Source organism: Haemophilus parainfluenzae (genome assembly GCF_036288925.1).
In the GTDB taxonomy this organism is placed as follows: domain Bacteria; phylum Pseudomonadota; class Gammaproteobacteria; order Enterobacterales; family Pasteurellaceae; genus Haemophilus_D.
Genome location: NZ_CP127167.1, coordinates 582,513 through 601,479 on the forward strand (window position 1 = coordinate 582,513; position 18,967 = coordinate 601,479).

Annotated in this window: 19 protein-coding genes; 3 read left to right on the plus strand and 16 right to left on the minus strand. The window is 36.2% G+C overall.

Going from position 1 to position 18,967, the window contains the following annotated elements; all coding sequences use genetic code 11:
* Positions 1-18: 18 nt before the first annotated feature.
* The 10 genes from atpA to zapB all read right to left on the minus strand — a co-directional run bounded on the left by atpA (position 19) and on the right by zapB (position 8,071).
* Complete coding sequence (atpA, locus tag QQS40_RS02990) at positions 19-1,560, minus strand: F0F1 ATP synthase subunit alpha (protein ID WP_289902358.1); 1,542 nt, start codon at positions 1,558-1,560, stop codon at positions 19-21.
* 12 nt (positions 1,561-1,572) lie between these two features.
* Complete coding sequence (gene atpH / locus QQS40_RS02995) at positions 1,573-2,106, minus strand: F0F1 ATP synthase subunit delta (RefSeq protein WP_049355600.1); 534 nt, start codon at positions 2,104-2,106, stop codon at positions 1,573-1,575.
* Between the two features lie 12 nt (positions 2,107-2,118).
* The gene (gene atpF / locus QQS40_RS03000) at positions 2,119-2,589 is read right to left on the minus strand and encodes a F0F1 ATP synthase subunit B (protein WP_049355601.1); all 471 of its coding nucleotides are present in this window, start codon (positions 2,587-2,589) and stop codon (positions 2,119-2,121) included.
* 38 nt (positions 2,590-2,627) lie between these two features.
* On the minus strand, positions 2,628-2,882 hold the full coding sequence (gene atpE / locus QQS40_RS03005) for a F0F1 ATP synthase subunit C (protein WP_005632219.1): 255 nt from the start codon (positions 2,880-2,882) through the stop codon (positions 2,628-2,630).
* Between the two features lie 48 nt (positions 2,883-2,930).
* Positions 2,931-3,728 (minus strand): F0F1 ATP synthase subunit A, encoded by a 798-nt coding sequence (gene atpB, locus QQS40_RS03010; protein WP_049355602.1) that lies wholly within the window; start codon positions 3,726-3,728, stop codon positions 2,931-2,933.
* Positions 3,729-3,750: 22 nt separating this feature from the next.
* Positions 3,751-4,125, minus strand: a complete 375-nt coding sequence (locus tag QQS40_RS03015; RefSeq protein WP_049355603.1) for an ATP synthase subunit I — start codon at positions 4,123-4,125, stop codon at positions 3,751-3,753.
* A 140-nt stretch (positions 4,126-4,265) separates the two neighbouring features.
* Positions 4,266-4,877 carry a 16S rRNA (guanine(527)-N(7))-methyltransferase RsmG gene (gene rsmG / locus QQS40_RS03020; RefSeq protein WP_297568727.1) on the minus strand — a complete coding sequence of 204 codons (612 nt, stop codon included), beginning with the start codon at positions 4,875-4,877 and terminating at the stop codon, positions 4,266-4,268.
* Between the two features lie 170 nt (positions 4,878-5,047).
* Positions 5,048-6,937: a tRNA uridine-5-carboxymethylaminomethyl(34) synthesis enzyme MnmG gene (gene mnmG, locus QQS40_RS03025; RefSeq protein WP_329506034.1), complete on the minus strand. Its 1,890-nt coding sequence runs from the start codon at positions 6,935-6,937 to the stop codon at positions 5,048-5,050.
* 429 nt (positions 6,938-7,366) lie between these two features.
* Positions 7,367-7,804 carry an FMN-binding protein MioC gene (gene mioC / locus QQS40_RS03030; RefSeq protein WP_049355606.1) on the minus strand — a complete coding sequence of 146 codons (438 nt, stop codon included), beginning with the start codon at positions 7,802-7,804 and terminating at the stop codon, positions 7,367-7,369.
* Between the two features lie 48 nt (positions 7,805-7,852).
* On the minus strand, positions 7,853-8,071 hold the full coding sequence (zapB, locus tag QQS40_RS03035) for a cell division protein ZapB (RefSeq protein ID WP_014064476.1): 219 nt from the start codon (positions 8,069-8,071) through the stop codon (positions 7,853-7,855).
* 143 nt (positions 8,072-8,214) lie between these two features.
* Here zapB and glpX point away from each other — a divergent pair, with 143 nt between their 5' ends.
* Positions 8,215-9,228: a class II fructose-bisphosphatase gene (gene glpX / locus QQS40_RS03040; protein ID WP_289902361.1), complete on the plus strand. Its 1,014-nt coding sequence runs from the start codon at positions 8,215-8,217 to the stop codon at positions 9,226-9,228.
* A 59-nt stretch (positions 9,229-9,287) separates the two neighbouring features.
* Here the strand turns inward: glpX and mutS are convergent, their stop codons facing one another.
* The 6 genes from mutS to QQS40_RS03070 form a co-directional block, all read right to left on the minus strand.
* Positions 9,288-11,870, minus strand: a complete 2,583-nt coding sequence (gene mutS / locus QQS40_RS03045; protein ID WP_289902362.1) for a DNA mismatch repair protein MutS — start codon at positions 11,868-11,870, stop codon at positions 9,288-9,290.
* Positions 11,871-11,996: 126 nt separating this feature from the next.
* Complete coding sequence (locus QQS40_RS03050; protein ID WP_289902363.1) at positions 11,997-12,635, minus strand: bifunctional 4-hydroxy-2-oxoglutarate aldolase/2-dehydro-3-deoxy-phosphogluconate aldolase; 639 nt, start codon at positions 12,633-12,635, stop codon at positions 11,997-11,999.
* Positions 12,636-12,644: 9 nt separating this feature from the next.
* Positions 12,645-14,048 carry a glucuronate isomerase gene (gene uxaC, locus QQS40_RS03055; protein WP_178162419.1) on the minus strand — a complete coding sequence of 468 codons (1,404 nt, stop codon included), beginning with the start codon at positions 14,046-14,048 and terminating at the stop codon, positions 12,645-12,647.
* 11 nt (positions 14,049-14,059) lie between these two features.
* On the minus strand, positions 14,060-14,905 hold the full coding sequence (locus QQS40_RS03060; protein WP_178162417.1) for an SDR family oxidoreductase: 846 nt from the start codon (positions 14,903-14,905) through the stop codon (positions 14,060-14,062).
* Positions 14,906-14,919: 14 nt separating this feature from the next.
* Entirely contained in the window at positions 14,920-15,864 is a 945-nt protein-coding gene (locus tag QQS40_RS03065) for a sugar kinase (RefSeq protein WP_178162415.1), read from the minus strand.
* Between the two features lie 55 nt (positions 15,865-15,919).
* On the minus strand, positions 15,920-16,912 hold the full coding sequence (locus QQS40_RS03070; protein WP_178162413.1) for a TRAP transporter substrate-binding protein: 993 nt from the start codon (positions 16,910-16,912) through the stop codon (positions 15,920-15,922).
* Positions 16,913-17,141: 229 nt separating this feature from the next.
* Here QQS40_RS03070 and QQS40_RS03075 point away from each other — a divergent pair, with 229 nt between their 5' ends.
* Together QQS40_RS03075 and QQS40_RS03080 are read left to right on the plus strand one after the other, a co-directional pair.
* Entirely contained in the window at positions 17,142-17,657 is a 516-nt protein-coding gene (locus QQS40_RS03075; protein ID WP_178162412.1) for a TRAP transporter small permease, read from the plus strand.
* A gap of 1 nt (position 17,658) precedes the next feature.
* Positions 17,659-18,960: a TRAP transporter large permease gene (locus QQS40_RS03080; protein WP_178162410.1), complete on the plus strand. Its 1,302-nt coding sequence runs from the start codon at positions 17,659-17,661 to the stop codon at positions 18,958-18,960.
* Positions 18,961-18,967: the final 7 nt, after the last annotated feature.

Here is an 18,967-nt window from a genome sequence, read left to right on the forward strand (position 1 = left end):
TTTATTTCTCCGTTACTTTTACCATGCGCTATTGGCTTTAAAATTATCCAAAATTGTTTTCAATGTGTTTTTAATCTCATCATTGTAATTACCAGTTTTGGTTAATTCAGCCATAAAATCGCCATGAGTACGGTATGCATAATCTAAAAGTGCGGTCTCAAAACTTGCAATTTTTTGCAATTCCACATCTTCTAAATAACCAAACTCAACAGCAAAAAGTACAATGGCTTGTTCAGCCACACTGAGGGGTGCATATTGTCTTTGTTTTAACAATTCAGTAACTTTTTCACCGTGCGTTAATTGTTTACGTGTCGCATCATCCAAATCAGATGCAAACTGAGCAAACGCAGCTAATTCACGATATTGAGCTAATGCAGTACGGATACCACCAGCTAATTTTTTTACTACTTTAGTTTGTGCAGAACCACCCACACGAGATACCGAAATACCAGGGTTTACCGCTGGACGAATACCAGAGTTAAACAAGTTAGATTCTAAGAAAATCTGACCATCGGTAATCGAAATTACGTTGGTTGGAACGAATGCAGAAACGTCACCCGCTTGAGTTTCAATAATAGGAAGAGCGGTTAAAGAACCAGTTTTTCCTTTTACTGCACCTTGAGTAAATTTTTCTACGTATTCTTCATTTACACGTGCTGCACGTTCAAGTAAACGTGAGTGTAGATAGAATACGTCACCTGGATAGGCTTCACGACCTGGTGGACGACGTAATAATAATGAAATTTGACGATAAGCAACGGCTTGTTTTGATAAATCATCGTAAACAATTAACGCATCTTCACCGCGATCACGGAAATATTCACCCATTGCACAACCAGCATAAGGTGCTAAATATTGTAAAGCAGCTGATTCAGATGCAGATGCCGCAACAACGATAGTATTTTCAAGTGCACCGTGCTCTTCTAATTTACGCACTACGTTTGCAATAGTCGACGCTTTTTGACCGATCGCGACATAGATACATTTAATACCTGAATCACGTTGGTTAATGATAGCGTCGATTGCTAATGCTGTTTTACCCGTTTGACGGTCACCGATGATTAACTCACGTTGACCACGACCGATTGGCACCATGGAGTCAACCGCTTTATAACCGGTTTGTACAGGCTGATCAACAGATTTACGATCGATAACACCTGGTGCAATCACTTCAACAGGAGAGAAACCATCGTTTTCAATTTCGCCTTTGCCATCAATTGGTTGACCAAGTGTGTTTACCACACGACCTAATAAACCACGACCAACTGGTACTTCAAGGATACGGCCAGTACATTGTACTTCCATACCTTCCGCTAAATCTGCGTAAGGACCCATTACTACCGCACCAACAGAATCACGTTCAAGGTTAAGTGCCATTGCGTAACGGTTACCTGGTAAGGCGATCATTTCGCCTTGCATCACATCGCTTAAACCGTGAACACGAATAATCCCATCACTTACAGAAACAATTGTCCCTGTATTACGGGCTTCGCTCACCACGTCGAATTGAGCGATGCGTTTTTTAATCAATTCACTAATTTCTGTTGAATTTAGTTGCATCTTGTATTCCTCTTATAATTGCAACTCGTTTGCGAGACGAGTAAGTTGCCCACGGCTACTTCCGTCAATCACAAAATCTTCTGTACGAATCACTACACCAGCAATCAGTGAGCTATCTACATTGCAATTTAATTTCACTTTGCGAGCTAATCTTTTTTCCATTGCAGCTGCAATTTTTTCGATTTGTGTTGCATTCAATGGTTGTGCAGACGTTACTTCAACTTCTGCAATAGCTTGATGTTCTTCCACATAATGTTTAAATTCTTCAAACACGGTAGGAATCGCACTCAAACGCTTATTTTCAGCCATTAACCGAATAAGATTTTGCCCATATTGATCCAATTGTTCGCCACAAATAGAAATTACTGTATTAGCTAATTTCTGTGCAGAAAGAGAACTACTTAAGTAAGCTTTTACCGTCTCATCTTCAGCTACGGCGGCAGCGAAACCTAACATTTCAGTCCATTTTTCGACCGCACTTTGTTCAATGGCAAAGTCAAATGCAGCTTTTGCATAAGGGCGAGCTATTGTAGTTAATTCTGACATAAGCTAAGCCTCTTATAACTCTGCAACTAATTTATCAATAATGTCATTGTTTGCCGCTTCATCAATAGAACGACCCACAATTTTCTCAGCACCAGCCACTGCTAATGAAGCTACTTTAACACGTAATTCTTCTTGAACACGTTTACGTTCAGCTTCTACTTCAGCATAACCTTGTGCAATAATTTTTGCTTTCAGTTCTTCGGCTTCAGCCTTCACTTCGTCTAACACTTCATTACGACGTTTATTCGCTGCATCTAAAATTTCTTGAGCTTGTACTTTTGCAGCTGAAAGTTCTTGTTCAACAAGATTTTTCGTATCTGCTTGCTCTTTTTTAGCTGCTTCAGCTGACGCTAAAGCGTTCGCAATTTGACTTTGACGAGTTTCAATCGCATTAATAATTGGTGGCCAAACAAATTTCACACAAAACCATACAAAAATAATAAAGGCGATGGTTTGACCAATTAATGTTGCATTAATATTCACAACATACCTCCTTCGTTAATTAGGAAATTTGTTGTTTATTAACCTAATAATGCAGCAAATGGATTTGCGAATGCGAAATATAAACCGATACCTACCGCGATCATCGCAATCGCATCAAGAAGACCTGCAACAATAAACATCTTAGTAAGTAGTGAATTAGCTAATTCAGGCTGACGAGCGGCAGACTCAAGATATTTACCGCCAAGAAGACCAAAGCCAATCGCAGTACCTAACGCAGCAAAAGCAAGCATAATCGCAGAAGCAATGATTGTTGCACTAATTACAGTTTCCATAAATTTTCTCCGTTGTTGAGAGTTGAGTTGTTAAATAAAAAATAAAAATTAATGTTCCGCTTTATTATATGCAATACTCAGGTAAACCACAGTAAGCATCATAAAGACGAAGGCTTGTAATGCGATGACCAAAATATGGAAAATCGCCCACACCAACTGCAATGGCACACCCAGTGCAGCCACAAATGCATTGGCTGAATACATCACGGCAATCAAAATAAAGATCAGCTCACCAGCATACATATTTCCGAATAAACGAAGTGCTAATGAAACAGGCTTTGAGATCAACGTCACGGATTCAAGAAGAAGATTAACAGGGATAAATGCCCAATGATTGAAAGGATGTAAAGTGTATTCTTTTGCAAGACCTTTAATACCCTTAGATTTAATCGTATAAAAAAGGATCAATACAAATACTGAAATCGACATTGCAAATGTCATATTCATATCCGTAGTCGGCACAGCTCGTACAGGAATATGATGATCACCTGTAATAATAGCAAACAACTGGGGAATATAATCCACAGGTAGCAAATCAATAGTATTCATAATCATCACCCATACGAAAATGGTTAAAGCCAACGGCGCTATCACATCTCGTTTGCCGTGATAATTTTCTTTTACCACACCATCAATCCATTCTACAGCCATTTCAACAGCACATTGTAGTTTACTCGGTACACCTGCTGTTGCTTTTTTAGCCACTTTACGAAAAATAGCTAAGAAAAGGAAACCACACAACACAGAGAAGAAAAACGTATCAAGATTAAACGTCCAAAAACCTTCACCTGCTGTAAGATAAGTTAAATGGTGTTGGATATATTCAATTGAAGTTTGTCCAGACATAATCGATCCTTTGTAGAAAAAATTAAGATCTATTTAACAAAAACGGAATAAAATTATTCAACGCTAATGCTGTAAAAAAACCAACAAAAAACAAAATAAAATGTGAGATAACAAGCCATTTAAAGGACACCCCCACAAGCACAATCATTAACATAAACTTTAACGCTTCACCACGATAAAATGCCGTTAATTTTGTTGAAAAATCTTGTTTACGAAAAAAAACAATATAAGCAAAAGCACAAAATGGTACAAAAGCACTAATAAATCCTAAACTAAAATCTACCGCACTTTCACCTTGCCAAAGCGCAACTAACAAACCAAAAACAACAAGACAGACTGATTCAATGATTATCGCCTTTTGATATCGATTTTTGGCCTGCGTTAAAACCTTAGACATTATCTTATTTTTTTAAAATACAAAAACTACCTAATTATACCCGTGCTACAAAGAGTTTCAACTTTTAAACCACTAAAAAATGTTAAACAAATCACACTTTTAAAAAATAATTAACAAAATAGCCGTAAAAAAAGTGTGTTTTATCGTAAAACGATTAAATGTCGCTCACCTATAAGCTCTGGTACATGCAAAGTTATCACGTCTTTTACTTCGAATTTTTTGTCTAATTCTTGAACTTCATCTTCGTGATAAATGCCTTTCAAAGCATAAAAATACCCATTTTCTTTTGGCAAATGATGACACCAATCTGTCATATCTTTTAACGAAGCAAATGCACGACTTAATACTCCGTCAAATTTTTGTTCAGGTTGGTATTCCTCAACACGGCTAAGAACAGGTTCTACATTTGTTAGTCCTAACTCACGTACTGCATTTCGAATGAAGCTAATACGCTTACCTAAACTATCTAACAAGACAAATTGCTTGGTAGGATTAATAATGGCCAAAGGCAGTCCTGGCAAGCCTGGACCTGTTCCTACATCTATAAAACGATCCCCTTGTAAATAAGGACTAACAACAATACTATCCAAGATATGTTTTACTAACATCTCTTGCGGATCACGTACAGAGGTTAAATTATAAGCCTTGTTCCATTTATTGAGTAATTGTACCAACTGAATCAGCTGATCTTTTTGTAGATCGGTTGATTGAATTTCTGCTTGAGCCAGTAAATTTTCGAGTTTTGCTTTCATTTTTCTATCTATCTTGTCTGTTTGTCGCCATTCTACTTGAAAGTGCGGTTAAAATCCTTAGTGTTTTTATTTCAGTAAAAATTTAGCCTACTAATTACATCTTTTTAATTTGTAATATAAAAAAGTGCGATGAAAATTCACCGCACTTTTGCTTTCAATACCTGAGAAGTTTACTCCCCACGTTTTAGCATGCCTTGTTTTTTCAAATTCACCAGAATAATTGAAATTGCTGCAGGAGTAATGCCTGAAATTCGGCTCGCTTGGCCAATGGAAACCGGACGATGCTGTTCTAACTTCGCACGTACTTCATTAGATAAACCAGACACTTTGCTGTAATCAAAGTTAGCCGGGATAGCCGTATTTTCGTGGCGTTTTTGTTTTTCAATTTCTTCTTGTTGATGCTCAATATAGCCTTGATACTTAATAGCAATTTCCACTTGTTCTACAGCTTCTCTATCTTCCATTGCTGGTTTGTATGGCGTTAAAGAAGTCAAAATATCGTAGGTCATTTCTGGACGGCGTAATAAATCTTCACCGTTGGCTTCACGCACAAGTGGGCTGCCAAGCACTTTATTGGCTTCTTCTAAATATTCAGAACGCGGATGCAACCAAATGCTGCGTAAGCGTTGGCGTTCCTGTTCGATATTTTCCATTTTTTGATTAAAGCGAGCCCAGCGAGCCTCATCAATCAAACCTAATTCATGGGCAATTGGTGTTAAACGAATATCCGCATTGTCTTCACGTAATAACAAACGGTATTCTGCACGAGAAGTGAATACGCGATACGGTTCTTTGGTACCTAGCGTACAAAGGTCATCCACCAATACGCCTGTATAAGATTGATCGCGACGTGGATACCATGCCTCTTTTTCTTGTACATAAAGACCTGCGTTAATCCCCGCCAATAAGCCTTGTGCCGCCGCCTCTTCATAACCTGTTGTACCGTTAATTTGACCCGCAAAAAATAAACCGGAAATAGCTTTAGTTTCTAAGGTTGGTTTTAAATCGCGTGGATCAAAATAATCATATTCAATGGCATAACCTGGTTTAATGATGCGAGCTTTTTCCAAACCTTTCATAGAATTCACAATGCCCATTTGCACGTCAAACGGCAAACTAGTCGAGATCCCGTTTGGATACACTTCATTACTGGTTAAGCCTTCAGGTTCCAAATAAATTTGATGTGAATTACGATCAGCAAAACGCATTACTTTATCTTCAATGGATGGGCAATAACGTGGACCGATCCCTTCAATCACTCCGGTATACATTGGACTGCGATCCAAGTTATTACGGATCACTTCATGGGTTTGTTCATTGGTATGGGTGATATAACAAGGAATTTGTTGAGGGTGATCATCCACTGATCCCATAAAAGAGAATACCGGTAATACGGCATCACCATGTTGTTTAGCCAATATATCGAAATTGATCGTGCGTGCATCAATACGCGGTGGTGTACCCGTTTTCAAACGATCTACACGTAAATTCAAATCACGTAAACGATGAGAAAGTGTAACGGATGCCGGATCACCTGCACGGCCTCCTTCATAATGTTCTAAACCTATATGGATCTTACCCGCTAAGAAAGTACCGGCAGTTAAAATAACCGATTTAGCACGGAATTTAAGCCCCATTTTGGTTTCCACACCACAAACGCGATCTTGCTCAATTAAAATATCGGTCACTTCTTGCTGGAAAATATCTAAATTTGGTTGATTCTCCAGTGCGATGCGTACCGCTTGACGATATAACACCCGGTCAGCTTGAGCACGAGTTGCACGTACAGCAGGTCCTTTACTGCTGTTTAAAGTACGAAATTGAATACCGGCTTTATCCGCTGCATGAGCCATAAGGCCACCCATCGCATCAATTTCTTTCACTAAATGGCCTTTACCAATGCCACCAATGGCTGGATTACATGACATTTGTCCTAGGGTATCGACATTATGTGTCAATAACAGAGTTTTTAATCCCATACGTGCTGGTGCTAATGCCGCTTCTGTACCAGCATGACCGCCACCAACAACGATCACATCATAATTTTCGGTGTAAAACATATCTCTCTCTTTGTCTTTAATTTGATCTTCGATCTAAAAATAGGCGCTATTCTACTGAAAATTACGTGTGCTTGAAAGCAAGAATTCAATCTGTGATAAGAGAAGATCGAAAGGTAATAAAGATAAGATCTATTTATATATAAAGATCTTATTATTGTTACTATTATGATCCTTTTACCTTGTGAATAAGATCCTTTTCCTTTTTTAAATGAAGAAGTTAGATCATTTTAGACTTTGTTGAAATGTCATCAGTTTGGAGGCTTTTTCTTGTGGATAACCTTCAATTTTATCCACAGTTAAAACAATCATCATATTTACTCAGTGGAAAAGAACAAGTTTTTGACAGGTTTTATTAAAGTTACCCACAGATAATTTTTTTGGATAATAGATAAAGAAAAAGCGATAACTCAAATTATCGCTTTATTATGACTAAAGTGCATGAATAAATTGTGGTAACCAATCTTCCGCAAATTGTTCTTGATCATCAACATACAAGACATCGATTTTTAAACTCTCGCAGATTTTGACCGCACTTTTTTCACTTAATTGTGTTTCGACTTTATTCACGGCATGACAGAATGTATCGTAATCTGAATTACCTAAGCCTACAACGGCAAAGCGGAGAGAAGAGAAATCTTTATCTGATGCCGCAATTTGTTCAAAAAGTGGTTTTAAATTATCAGGTAATTCACCTGCACCATGTGTTGAAGTGACGATCAACCAAATATTTTCATCAATCACCTCATCAAGTTCTGGTCCGTGGAAAAGTGCGGTAGAAAAATCTTGTGTTTTTAATACATCTTCTAAATGCTCCGCCACATATTCAGCGCTGCCTAATGTACTGCCTGAAATCAAACAAATATGCATATTCTTTCCTAATAAAAAAGGCTTAGATTTTCTAAGCCTTTATAGTCATTATACGTTGTCGAATTTACCCAACAATGAACGAATGTGTTCTTGCCAGTTGCGGTGTTCATTTCTAAGTTGCTCGTTTTCATGTTGCAATGCTTCTACCGCTTGTTGAGATTGATTTTTTTGTTCTTTTAATTCTTCTACTTCAAGTTGAAGTAATTGAATGGTTTCTACTGCTTGTCTAATTTTTTCTTCAAGCTGATCTAAAATTTCTAAAGACATAGTGATTTCCTTTTTTAAAATAAGTCCGAAATGACTTCATTTTACCCACTTAATCTTATTTTTAAAAGCTTCTTATCAAAAATTATTAGGCAAACGTTTGCTTAGTGATAAAATAGCGAGACTTTTTGCATTGGGAGAGAAAAATGAATCGTGCATTAGCTATTGAATTTTCAAGAGTAACCGAAGCAGCTGCATTAGCGGCTTATACTTGGCTTGGACGTGGTAATAAAAATGCGGCAGATGAGGCGGCAGTCAAAGCCATGCGTTATATGCTGAATTTAATCCATATGGACGGTGAAATTGTGATTGGTGAAGGGGAAATTGATGAAGCCCCAATGCTTTATATTGGCGAAAAAGTGGGATCAGGTAATGGTGAACTCGTTTCTATTGCGGTTGATCCGATTGATGGCACACGAATGACAGCAATGGGACAATCAAATGCGATTTCGGTATTGGCGGCTGGTGGTAAACGTACTTTTTTAAAAGCGCCTGATATGTATATGGAAAAATTGGTTGTCGGTCCTGAAGTAAAAGGCATGATTGATTTAAGTTTACCGATTGAGCAAAACCTGCGCCGTGTAGCTTCTCGTTTAGGTAAATCCTTATCGGATTTAACGGTGATGGTACTCGCTAAACCACGCCATGATGAAGTGATTAAGCAAATGCATAATCTAGGTATTCGCGTGATGGCCATTCCAGATGGTGATGTTGCTGCTTCGGTTTTATGTTGTTTACCGGATGCTGAAGTGGATATGGTTTATGGCATTGGCGGTGCACCTGAAGGTGTGGCAGCTGCCGCTGCAATTCGTGCATTAGGTGGAGATATGCAAGCTCGCCTTATTCCACGTAATGAAGTGAAAGGCGATACAGAAGAAAACCATAAAATTGCCGCTGAAGAAGTTCAACGTTGTGAAGCCTTAGGTGTGAAGGTCAATGAAATCTTAAAATTAGAAGATTTAGTACGTGATGATAATCTTGTTTTTGCTGCAACGGGAATTACGCACGGTGAATTACTCAAAGGAATTTCTCGTCGTGGTAACTTAGCAACTACAGAAACCTTATTAATCCGTGGTAAATCACGCACCATTCGTAAAATCCAATCCATCCATTATCTTGATAGAAAAGATTCTGAAATCTATGAGATTTTAAGAAATTAGTAAAAATAAAAGAGCGGTCATAAAAAACAATGAATTTTTTGACCGCTCTTTTTTATTTCTTACAGCATTTTCTTCAATTGATACAGATAAGCTAAGGCTTGTTTTGGACTTAATTCATCTGGATCAAGCTGCTCAATGGCTTCACGTAAAGCATCTGACTCTGCTTCAAAAGCCAATTCACCTTGATATTGATTTAATGCTCTCAAATGTTGAATTTGTTGATCACCATTTTGTGCTGACAATTTTTCTAACTGATGTAATTTTTGCTTCGCCAGTTTAATCACAGATTGAGGCACACCAGCCAGCGCTGCAACAGCAAGACCATAACTTTTACTTGCTGCACCGTCTTGAACCGCATGCATAAAGGCGATGGTATTGTTATGTTCTAATGCATCTAAATGAATATTCGCAATACCTTCAATTTTTTCTGGTAGTGCCGTGAGTTCAAAATAATGGGTCGCAAATAACGTAAGAGAACGGGTTTTCTTCGCTAACCATTCGGCACAAGCCCAAGCTAAAGAAAGCCCATCATAAGTAGACGTCCCTCGTCCAATTTCATCAATCAGAACCAAACTTTGTGAAGTGGCTTGATGGAGAATGTTCGCCATTTCGGTCATTTCTACCATAAATGTAGAACGACCGGATGCTAAATCATCAGAGGCTCCAATTCGAGTAAAAATACGATCAATTTGCCCAATAACCGCACTATCAGCCGGCACAAAACTGCCTATATAGGCCATTAACGTAATTAAAGCTGTTTGGCGCATATAGGTACTTTTACCACCCATATTTGGGCCAGTAATAATCAGCAAATGACGTTGCTGATTGAGATTCACAGGGTTAGCAATAAAGGGGTCTTTTAAGACTTGTTCCACTACAGGATGACGACCATTTTCAATCTTTACACCAATTTCATCACTAAATTGTGGAGCAACATAATTTAAGGTTTCTGCTCGTTCTGCGAGGTTAACTAACACATCTAATTCAGACAATGCTAAGCTGGCTAACTGTAATTGACCTAAATGTGGCAACAATAAATCAAATAATTCATCATAAAGTTGCTTTTCTAAAGCAAGCGCCGCGCCTTTTGATTTTAAAACCTTGTCTTCATATTCTTTTAATTCAGGAATAATGTAGCGTTCGGCATTTTTTAAGGTTTGACGACGAACATAATGAATCGGTGCTTTATGAGCTTGCCCTTGGCTGATTTGAATGTAATAACCATGCACCGCATTAAAGCCAATTTTTAAGGTATCAATGCCTGTGCTTTCTCGTTCGCGTTGTTCTAAATTTTCTAAATATTGCGTTGCGCCAGCGGAAAGGGTTCGCCATTCATCTAATTCGGCATTATAGCCTTCAGCAATAACGCCACCATCGCGAATTAATAACGGAGGGGTTTCAATAATTGCTTTTTGAAGTAGCTCGATTTGCGCTGAAAAATCATCAATTTGTACAGAAAGTGCGGTCAAATTTGACGATGTTTTTGTATGAATCAGAGATTTTATCGGTTCAATTTGTTCTAATGCAGTACGTAAACGCGTGAGATCTCTAGGACGTGCGGAACGCAGTGCTATACGAGCAAGAATACGTTCCATATCCCCCACTTGTTGCAAATAAGGCTGCAATTCGTGATACAAATCTTGCTCAATAATTTCACCAATAGTTTTTTGGCGTTTTAATAGAATGTCTGTTTGACGGATAGGTTGATGAATCCAACGTTTTAACAAACGACTACCCATTGGTGTAACACATTTATCTAATACCGAAGCCAGCGTGTTTTCTGTGCCACCCGCAAGATTTTGAGTGAGTTCTAAATTTCGGCGTGTTGCAGCATCTAATTGAATATTATCGTTATTTTGAATAACACTAATGCTTTGAATATGTGGAAGAGAAGCACGTTGTGTTTCTTTTGCATATTGCAATAAACAGCCTGCTGCTGCCAAGCCAAGAGGTGATTTTTCTACACCAAATGCACGTAAATCTTTCGTACCAAATTGACGATTAAGTTCTGAAATCGCGGTACTAAGTTCAAATTCCCAAATTGGACGACGGCGTAGGCCTTTATAAGGTTCGATAATGGCCATTTCAGCAAAATCTTCACAATAAAGTAATTCTACAGGATTAATACGCTGTAATTCAGCTTGCAAGGCTTCTTTTGAATGAGGTTCACAAAGCTGGAAGCGTCCAGATGTCATGTCTAATGTGGCTAGACCGAATTTTTCTTTTTCCTGATAAACCGCCACAATTAAGTTATCTTGGCGTTCTGGTAAAAGCGCTTCATCACTTACCGTACCTGGTGTCACAATTCGTACAATTTTTCGTTCAACCGGCCCTTTTGATGTGGCGGGATCACCCACTTGCTCACAAATGGCTACAGGTTCACCTAATTGCACTAATTTTGCTAAATAGCCTTCTACCGCATGATAAGGCACGCCAGCCATGGGAATGGGATTACCTGCTGATTGTCCACGTTTAGTTAAAGAAATATCTAACAACGCCGCCGCTTTTTTTGCATCATCATAAAAAAGCTCATAAAAATCCCCCATTCGATAAAATAACAAAATGTCAGGATTTTCTGCTTTTAACTTGAGATATTGCTGCATCATCGGCGTATGCTGCTCGAAATTATCTTGTAAATTCATCACGTTATCCAGGAATAAATATAGATATAAATTATTAGAAGTTTAATATTCTAATTTTAACTGGTTATTGTATGAATTGTTGGAACAAAAAGCCACTGATAGCAAAAAATAACAAAAGTTTTTGTTCTATTTGATCAGTTTTATAACTTCTTCTGTTAAACGTCCTATTTCTTGCCAATTTTTTGTATTAATTAGTTTTTTATCAACAAACCAAGAACCTCCACAAGCCAATACATTTGGAATTGCAAGATAATCTTTAATATTTTGTAAATCAATTCCTCCTGTAGGCATTATTTTTAGCTGGCTGTAAGGTCCTAATAATGCTTTGATCATTTTTATACCACCAGAAGCTTCAGCTGGGAAAAATTTTACAGTATCAATACCTAGTTCTAAAGCTGCTTCAATAGACATTGGATTATTTATACCAGGAGTGATTGGTAAATTTAAATCTTGGCACAATTTTACAATTTTTTTATTAAATCCTGGAGTTACAACAAAATCAGCACCTGCATTTTTTGCTTGAAAAACTTGTTCTGATGTTAAAACTGTACCAGCTGCAATGAGAAAATCTGGACGTTCTTGACGTAATAATTTAATAGCTTCTGCAGCAAAAGAGGATCTGAAAGTAATTTCAGCTATAGGTAAACCATTTTCAGCTAATGTGTCTGCAAGTGGTAAAATGTCTTTTTCGTTATCTAGAGCTATAACTGGTACAATCTTAAACTTACGAAGTTTTGATTCAATTTCATTTAATGTTAATGACATGATACTTTCCTATTTAAAGTAATGTTTTGCATTATTAAAGCAGATATTCTCAATCATTTTTCCTAATAAATTAAGGTCATTTGGAACTTCACCTTTTTCTACCCATTCACCAATCATTTCACAGAGAATTCTACGAAAATACTCATGACGAGTGTAAGATAGAAAACTACGGGAATCAGTAAGCATTCCAACAAATTGACTTAATAAACTTAATTGAGATAGTTGTTGCAGCTGACGTTGCATACCATCTTTTTGATCATTAAACCACCAACCTGATCCAAATTGAATTTTTCCTGAAATGCCACCTGTTTGGAAATTACCAATCATGCTAGCAATCATTTCATTATCACGAGGATTTAAGCAATATAAAATGGTTTTTGGAAGTTGATTAGTTTTATCCATTTCATCTAGCAAGTGAGATAACTGTTCTGCATAAGTTCGGTCACCAATAGAATCAAATCCACTATCAGCACCTAATAAAGAAAACATTCTGCTGTTATTATTACGGATAGCACCAATATGCATTTGCATCACCCATTTACGTTTACAATATTCACCTGCCAACCAAACTAAAATTGCAGTGCTAAATTGAGCTATTTCATGTTCTAATATTTGTTTATTTTGAAGACGTTTTTGCAAAATTTGAGTTAATGTAGTTTCATCGGGTATAGGTGCAAAACGAACAATTTCCATCCCATGGTCAGATGATTTACAACCATGTAAGTCAAAATACTCAAGACGTTTTGATAATGCTTTTTGTAAGTCTGAAAATGTATAAATTTCTACATCAGAAACTTCACTTAGTTGTTTTATATAATCGTTAAATTGAGGTAATTCAATTTTTAATACTTTATCAGGTCGCCAACTAGGGACAACATCAATATCAAATGAATTGTCTGCTTGAATTGATTTATGATAGCGTAAATCATCAATAGGATCGTCTGTTGTTCCGACTAATTTAACATTCATTTGTTGCATAATTCCACGTGCTGAAAATTCGGGTTGCTGCAATAATTCATTGCATCTGTTCCAAATTTTTTCCGCATTTTGTGGATTAAATAATGTATCTTTAATACCAAATGGGCGACGTAATTCTAAATGTGTCCAGTGATAAATAGGGTTACCAATACAAAGTGGAACAGTTTTTGCCCAAGCTAGATATTTTTGATAATTATCAGTTTTACCTGTAATAAGATCTTCAGATACACCAGCCGTACGTAAGGCTCGCCATTTATAATGATCACCTTCTAACCAAATTTCTGCTAAATCTTTAAATTGACGGTTTTCTGCTATTTCTTTTGGATTTAAATGACAGTGATAATCAAAAATAGGCTGTGCTTTTGCATAGTCATGATAGAGTGTTCTCGCTGTATCAGTTGAAAGCAAAAAATCTTCATCCATAAATAGTTTCATATTAAGTCTCCTTATACTCCACTGTATGCAGAAAAACCACCATCAACAGGTAAAATCACCCCATTCACAAAGCTAGCATACTCTTCATCTATTAAGAAAAGTAATGCACCTAATAGCTCTTCTGGTTCACCAAAACGGCCCATAGGTGTATTAGTTAAAATTTTATTAGCACGAGCTGTAGGATTACCTTGAGCATCAAAAAGTAATGTACGATTTTGATTACTTACCAAAAAACCTGGAGCAATAGCATTACATCGAATTCCAACTTTAGAAAAGTAAACAGCCAGCCATTGCGTAAAGTTACTGATAGCTGCTTTTGCACCAGAATAAGCAGGTATTTTTGTTAATGGAGTGAAAGCATTCATGCTAGAAATATTAACGATATTTGCACCTGGTTTTCCAAGCATATCTTTAGCAAAGACCTGTGTTGGTAATAAGGTACCTAAATAGTTAAGGTTGAAAACAAATTCAATACCTGATTTATCTAAATCAAAGAAAGTTTTGGTTGTTTCATTTAAGTCAAATTGATGGAATTCATTATCAGTTGTTGCTTTTGGATTATTCCCACCTGCACCATTAATTAAAATATCACAAGTACCAAAATCTTTAGATATTTGATTTCTAACAGATTGAATATTTTCTAATTCTAACACGTTAGCTTTATAGGCTTTTGCTATACCGCCAGACTGATTAATTTCTTCTGCAACAATATTTGCTGCATCAAGATTTATATCTAATAAAGCTATTTTTGCTTTAGTTTTTGCAAGTTGTTTTGCCAGGAATGCACAAAGTACACCACCAGCACCAGTAATAACAATAAGTTTGTTTTCTAAGTTATGTTTTGCTGCAATATTCATAACAAATTCCTCCATTAATTAAATTCAGATTTAAGATAAGAAGTGGCTGTTTTATCAATAATTGCCCCTTTATGTTGAATCACTATTCCGGCAAGTTTATTACCTTGTTGGCAACAAATTTCTAATGATTTACCTGTTAAATAGCCTTGTAAAAAACCTGCATTAAACGAGTCGCCAGCAGAAGTTGTATCTATTACATTATTAATAATTTGAGTTGCAACTTGAGCTGTTTTTCTTTGATCTTTATCATAAAAAATAGCTCCATTTTGACCGCACTTTAAAATCACTTTTGGAATGCCAATTTGTTTTAAACGGTGTAATGTTTCTTCTTCGTTTGTGTCATTCCATAGAGCTTTTTCATCATCTAATGTAACTAGAGCTAAATCAACTAAAGGTAATAGTTGTCTATAATATTCTTGTGCTTCTTGTAAATTTTCCCAAAGTTTAGGACGAAAGTTACTATCAAAGACAATTTCAATTCCTTTTTGGTGTAGGTTTTCTAAAATTTTAATCAATAAAGTGCGGTCATTTTTAGGTAAAATAGCAAGAGAAATACCACTTAAGTAGATCATATCCATTTTTTTTAATTGATTAACAATATCAGAAAAATTAGAATTTGAGAGAAGATACCGAGCAGCAGAATCATTTCTCCAATATAGGAATGTTCTTTCCCCCTTTTCATCAAGTTGAATCAAATACAAGCCTGGTTGATGTTTTGAATCAAGTAAAACACAATCTGTATTTATTCCATCATTTTGCCAATGGGTTAACATTTCATAGCTTAATTTGTCAGTACCTAAAGCTGAAACATAATGAATAGAAACGTCTTCTTTTTTACTTATACGAGATAAGTATGTCGCTGTATTTAAAGTATCCCCACCATAGCTTTGCCACATATTCCCAAATGGTTTACCATTTAGTTCAATCATGCATTCACCAATGAGTGCAATTTTTTTCATAAAACCCTCTTAAATAGAAAAAGGATACGGAATTCCGTATCCTTTTCCGCTAATATTATTTTGTTGCTAATGAATCAATTTTTTCAATATAGTCTTTAAGAACAGGATTTTGTTTCGCTACATCATGCATTGACTTTGTTGCTTCAATAAACGGAGTTTTATCTACTTTCACAAATTCAACACCTAGTTTATCTTTTGCCTCTTGTGTGGTTTCAGCAATCATTTTTTGCCATAAATCTTTATGATACATCATTGAATCGTCAGCGGCTTTTTTTAGTGCTTTTTGCTGTTCTGGAGTAAGTTTATCCCAAGATTTTTGACCGATAACTAATACATCTGGAATCATAGTGTGTTCATCTTCACTATAGAATTTAGCCACTTCACCATGACGAGCTAGAGTTAGTGCTGTTTGATTATTTTCAGCCCCATCTACTACTTTCTGTTGTAAGGCAGTGTAGAGTTCTCCATAAGCTAAAGGAGTTGGAGATGCTCCCATTAATTTAATCATTTCAACAGCCGTTGGACTTGGCTGAACACGAATTTTCATACCTTTTAAATCTTCAGGAGATTTAATTGGTTTAGCCGCATAAAAACTACGAGCGCCGCCATCATAGTAAGTTAAACCGATAAAACCTTTATCTTTAGAGGCATCAAGAATTTTTTGTCCGATATCTTTGTCTGTTAATACTTTGTAATAATGATCTACATCGTGGAATAAATATGGAATATTGAATGCACCGTAGGATGGTTCAAATGCTTCTAATTCACTAGCATTTGATTTAGCCATATCTAAGGATCCAGCTTGGAGTAATTCCATTGATTCTCGCTGGGTTCCTAATTGACTATTAGGATAAATGCGGATTATTACTTCACCATTTGTTAATTTTTTAACTTCATCAGCCATATATTGCATCGAAATATGAACAGGGTGGGTTTTGTCATTATTGTGACTTAATTTCAATGTTGTTTTCGCTGATGCTGAAAGCGATACACCTGCAGAAAGAGCAATAGTTAAAGCAAAAGCAAGTAGGTTTTTCTTAGTACGCATAAAAATCTCCATACATATATTAAGAATTTTATAAATAATAATGTTAGCGACCAACAGCATTTGATGTCGTTATTTTGTAATATTGCAAATATTTTAAAAGTGGTCAATCCAATTTTTTTAAATTGGTGATCCAGATCACGAATTTAATAAAAAAAATTTGCAAAAAAAGAAAAGTTAAAGATAATTGGTAAACCATTTTATAATAAAAACTCTATAGGAGGCTAGTACGATGAATAGATTCATCTTAATAATGGACAAAATACTTTCTACATTATGTGTTGTATTAAGTTCATTCCTAGTATGTTGTGTTGTATGGCAAGTTATGTCTCGCTATATTCTTAATGCACCAAGTACTTATACTGATGAAATTGCCCGATTTTTATTTATTTGGGTTGGTCTTGTTGGTGCAGCCTATGCTTTAGGTAAAAAGAAGCATTTAGCTATCGATCTTCTCGCTATTAAATTAGAAAACTCACCAATTAATCAAAGTCGTTTATTTCTCGTGATTAATCTTATTAGTATTGCTTTCTCTGCAATTATTATGTGCTATGGTGGAATAAATTTAGTACTTGATACTTTTAGCAATGGCCAGCTTTCGCCTGTTCTTGGTATCCAAATGGGGCTGATCTATTTTGCAATTCCTTTAAGTGGCTTTTTTATGCTGATTTATTTAATACGTGATGTTTATGAAAATCTCAAGACCATCACAAGTAATCAATCTCAAATTATGGTTAAAGGTGAATAAAATGGATTGGTCAAGTGTTATTGTTCTATGTTCTAGTTTCTTTATTTTACTATTTATTGGTGTACCAATTTCATTTTCTATTGGATTGGCATCATTATTAACGATTTCTCTTTCCATTCCTTTTGATTCTGCTATTGCAGTAATTTCTCAAAAGATGGCATCAGGTTTAGATAGTTTCTCATTATTAGCTATTCCATTCTTTATTTTGGCAGGGAATATTATGAATCGTGGAGGTATTGCTATTCGACTTATTGAATTTGCTAAAGTACTTGGAGGTCGTTTACCAGGCTCACTCGCTCACGTTAACGTGTTAGCTAATATGATGTTTGGCTCTATTTCGGGATCTGCAGTTGCAGCGGGAGCTGCAATGGGTGGAATAATGTCACCTCTTCAAAAAAAAGAAGGGTATGATCCAGCTTTCTCTGCAGCAGTAAATATTGCATCTTGTCCTACAGGTCTACTTATTCCACCAAGTAATACTTTTATTGTGTATTCTTTAATTTCAGGTGGAACGTCTATTGGTGCATTATTCTTAGCTGGATACATTCCAGGAATTTTAATGGGACTTTCCATAATGGTAATTATTGGGTTTATTGCGAAAAAAAGAAACTATCCAGTATCTCCTAAGCCAACAAAATCCGAAGTCGTTAAAAAAACCTTAGATGCATTACCAAGTTTAGGTTTGGTTATTGTGATTATGGGAGGGATTATTGGTGGTATATTTACAGCAACTGAAGCTTCAGCGTTTGCAGTAGTGTATACCTTGGTATTAGCTGTAATCTTCTACCGTGAAGTGAAAATTAAAGAGTTACCAGGAATTATTCTTGAATCTGTATTAACAACTTCTATCGTCTTACTTTTAATAGGCACTTCCATGGGGATGTCTTGGGCAATGGCTAATGCGGATATTCCTTACACTATCAGTGATGCTCTGTTGGATATTTCAGATAACCCTATAGTCATACTTTTAATTATCAACATTATTTTATTAATTGTTGGTGTGTTTATGGATATGACGCCAGCACTTTTAATTTTTACCCCAATTTTCTTACCAATAGTGACTGAATTAGGTATGGATCCTGTTCATTTTGGTATTTTGATGGCATTTAACTTATCTATTGGTATTTGTACCCCTCCTGTTGGTAGCGCATTATTTATCGGTTGCTCTGTTGGTGGAGTAAGAATTAATCAAGTAATTAAGCCTCTTTTACCATTTTATATTGTTCTTATTTTAACCTTATTATTAGTAACCTATATTCCATCACTTAGCTTAGCTTTACCACAAATGCTGTTAGGCTATTAATTCGGAG

Coding starts and splice junctions, on each gene's coding strand:
- atpA (WP_289902358.1), bottom strand. CDS start 1,560: ATGCAACTAAATTCAACAGAAATTAGTGAATTGATTAAAAAACGCATC.
- atpH (WP_049355600.1), bottom strand. CDS start 2,106: ATGTCAGAATTAACTACAATAGCTCGCCCTTATGCAAAAGCTGCATTT.
- atpE (WP_005632219.1), bottom strand. CDS start 2,882: ATGGAAACTGTAATTAGTGCAACAATCATTGCTTCTGCGATTATGCTT.
- atpB (WP_049355602.1), bottom strand. CDS start 3,728: ATGTCTGGACAAACTTCAATTGAATATATCCAACACCATTTAACTTAT.
- QQS40_RS03015 (WP_049355603.1), bottom strand. CDS start 4,125: ATGTCTAAGGTTTTAACGCAGGCCAAAAATCGATATCAAAAGGCGATA.
- rsmG (WP_297568727.1), bottom strand. CDS start 4,877: ATGAAAGCAAAACTCGAAAATTTACTGGCTCAAGCAGAAATTCAATCA.
- mnmG (WP_329506034.1), bottom strand. CDS start 6,937: ATGTTTTACACCGAAAATTATGATGTGATCGTTGTTGGTGGCGGTCAT.
- mioC (WP_049355606.1), bottom strand. CDS start 7,804: ATGCATATTTGTTTGATTTCAGGCAGTACATTAGGCAGCGCTGAATAT.
- zapB (WP_014064476.1), bottom strand. CDS start 8,071: ATGTCTTTAGAAATTTTAGATCAGCTTGAAGAAAAAATTAGACAAGCA.
- glpX (WP_289902361.1), top strand. CDS start 8,215: ATGAATCGTGCATTAGCTATTGAATTTTCAAGAGTAACCGAAGCAGCT.
- mutS (WP_289902362.1), bottom strand. CDS start 11,870: ATGAATTTACAAGATAATTTCGAGCAGCATACGCCGATGATGCAGCAA.
- QQS40_RS03050 (WP_289902363.1), bottom strand. CDS start 12,635: ATGTCATTAACATTAAATGAAATTGAATCAAAACTTCGTAAGTTTAAG.
- uxaC (WP_178162419.1), bottom strand. CDS start 14,048: ATGAAACTATTTATGGATGAAGATTTTTTGCTTTCAACTGATACAGCG.
- QQS40_RS03060 (WP_178162417.1), bottom strand. CDS start 14,905: ATGAATATTGCAGCAAAACATAACTTAGAAAACAAACTTATTGTTATT.
- QQS40_RS03065 (WP_178162415.1), bottom strand. CDS start 15,864: ATGAAAAAAATTGCACTCATTGGTGAATGCATGATTGAACTAAATGGT.
- QQS40_RS03070 (WP_178162413.1), bottom strand. CDS start 16,912: ATGCGTACTAAGAAAAACCTACTTGCTTTTGCTTTAACTATTGCTCTT.
- QQS40_RS03075 (WP_178162412.1), top strand. CDS start 17,142: ATGAATAGATTCATCTTAATAATGGACAAAATACTTTCTACATTATGT.
- QQS40_RS03080 (WP_178162410.1), top strand. CDS start 17,659: ATGGATTGGTCAAGTGTTATTGTTCTATGTTCTAGTTTCTTTATTTTA.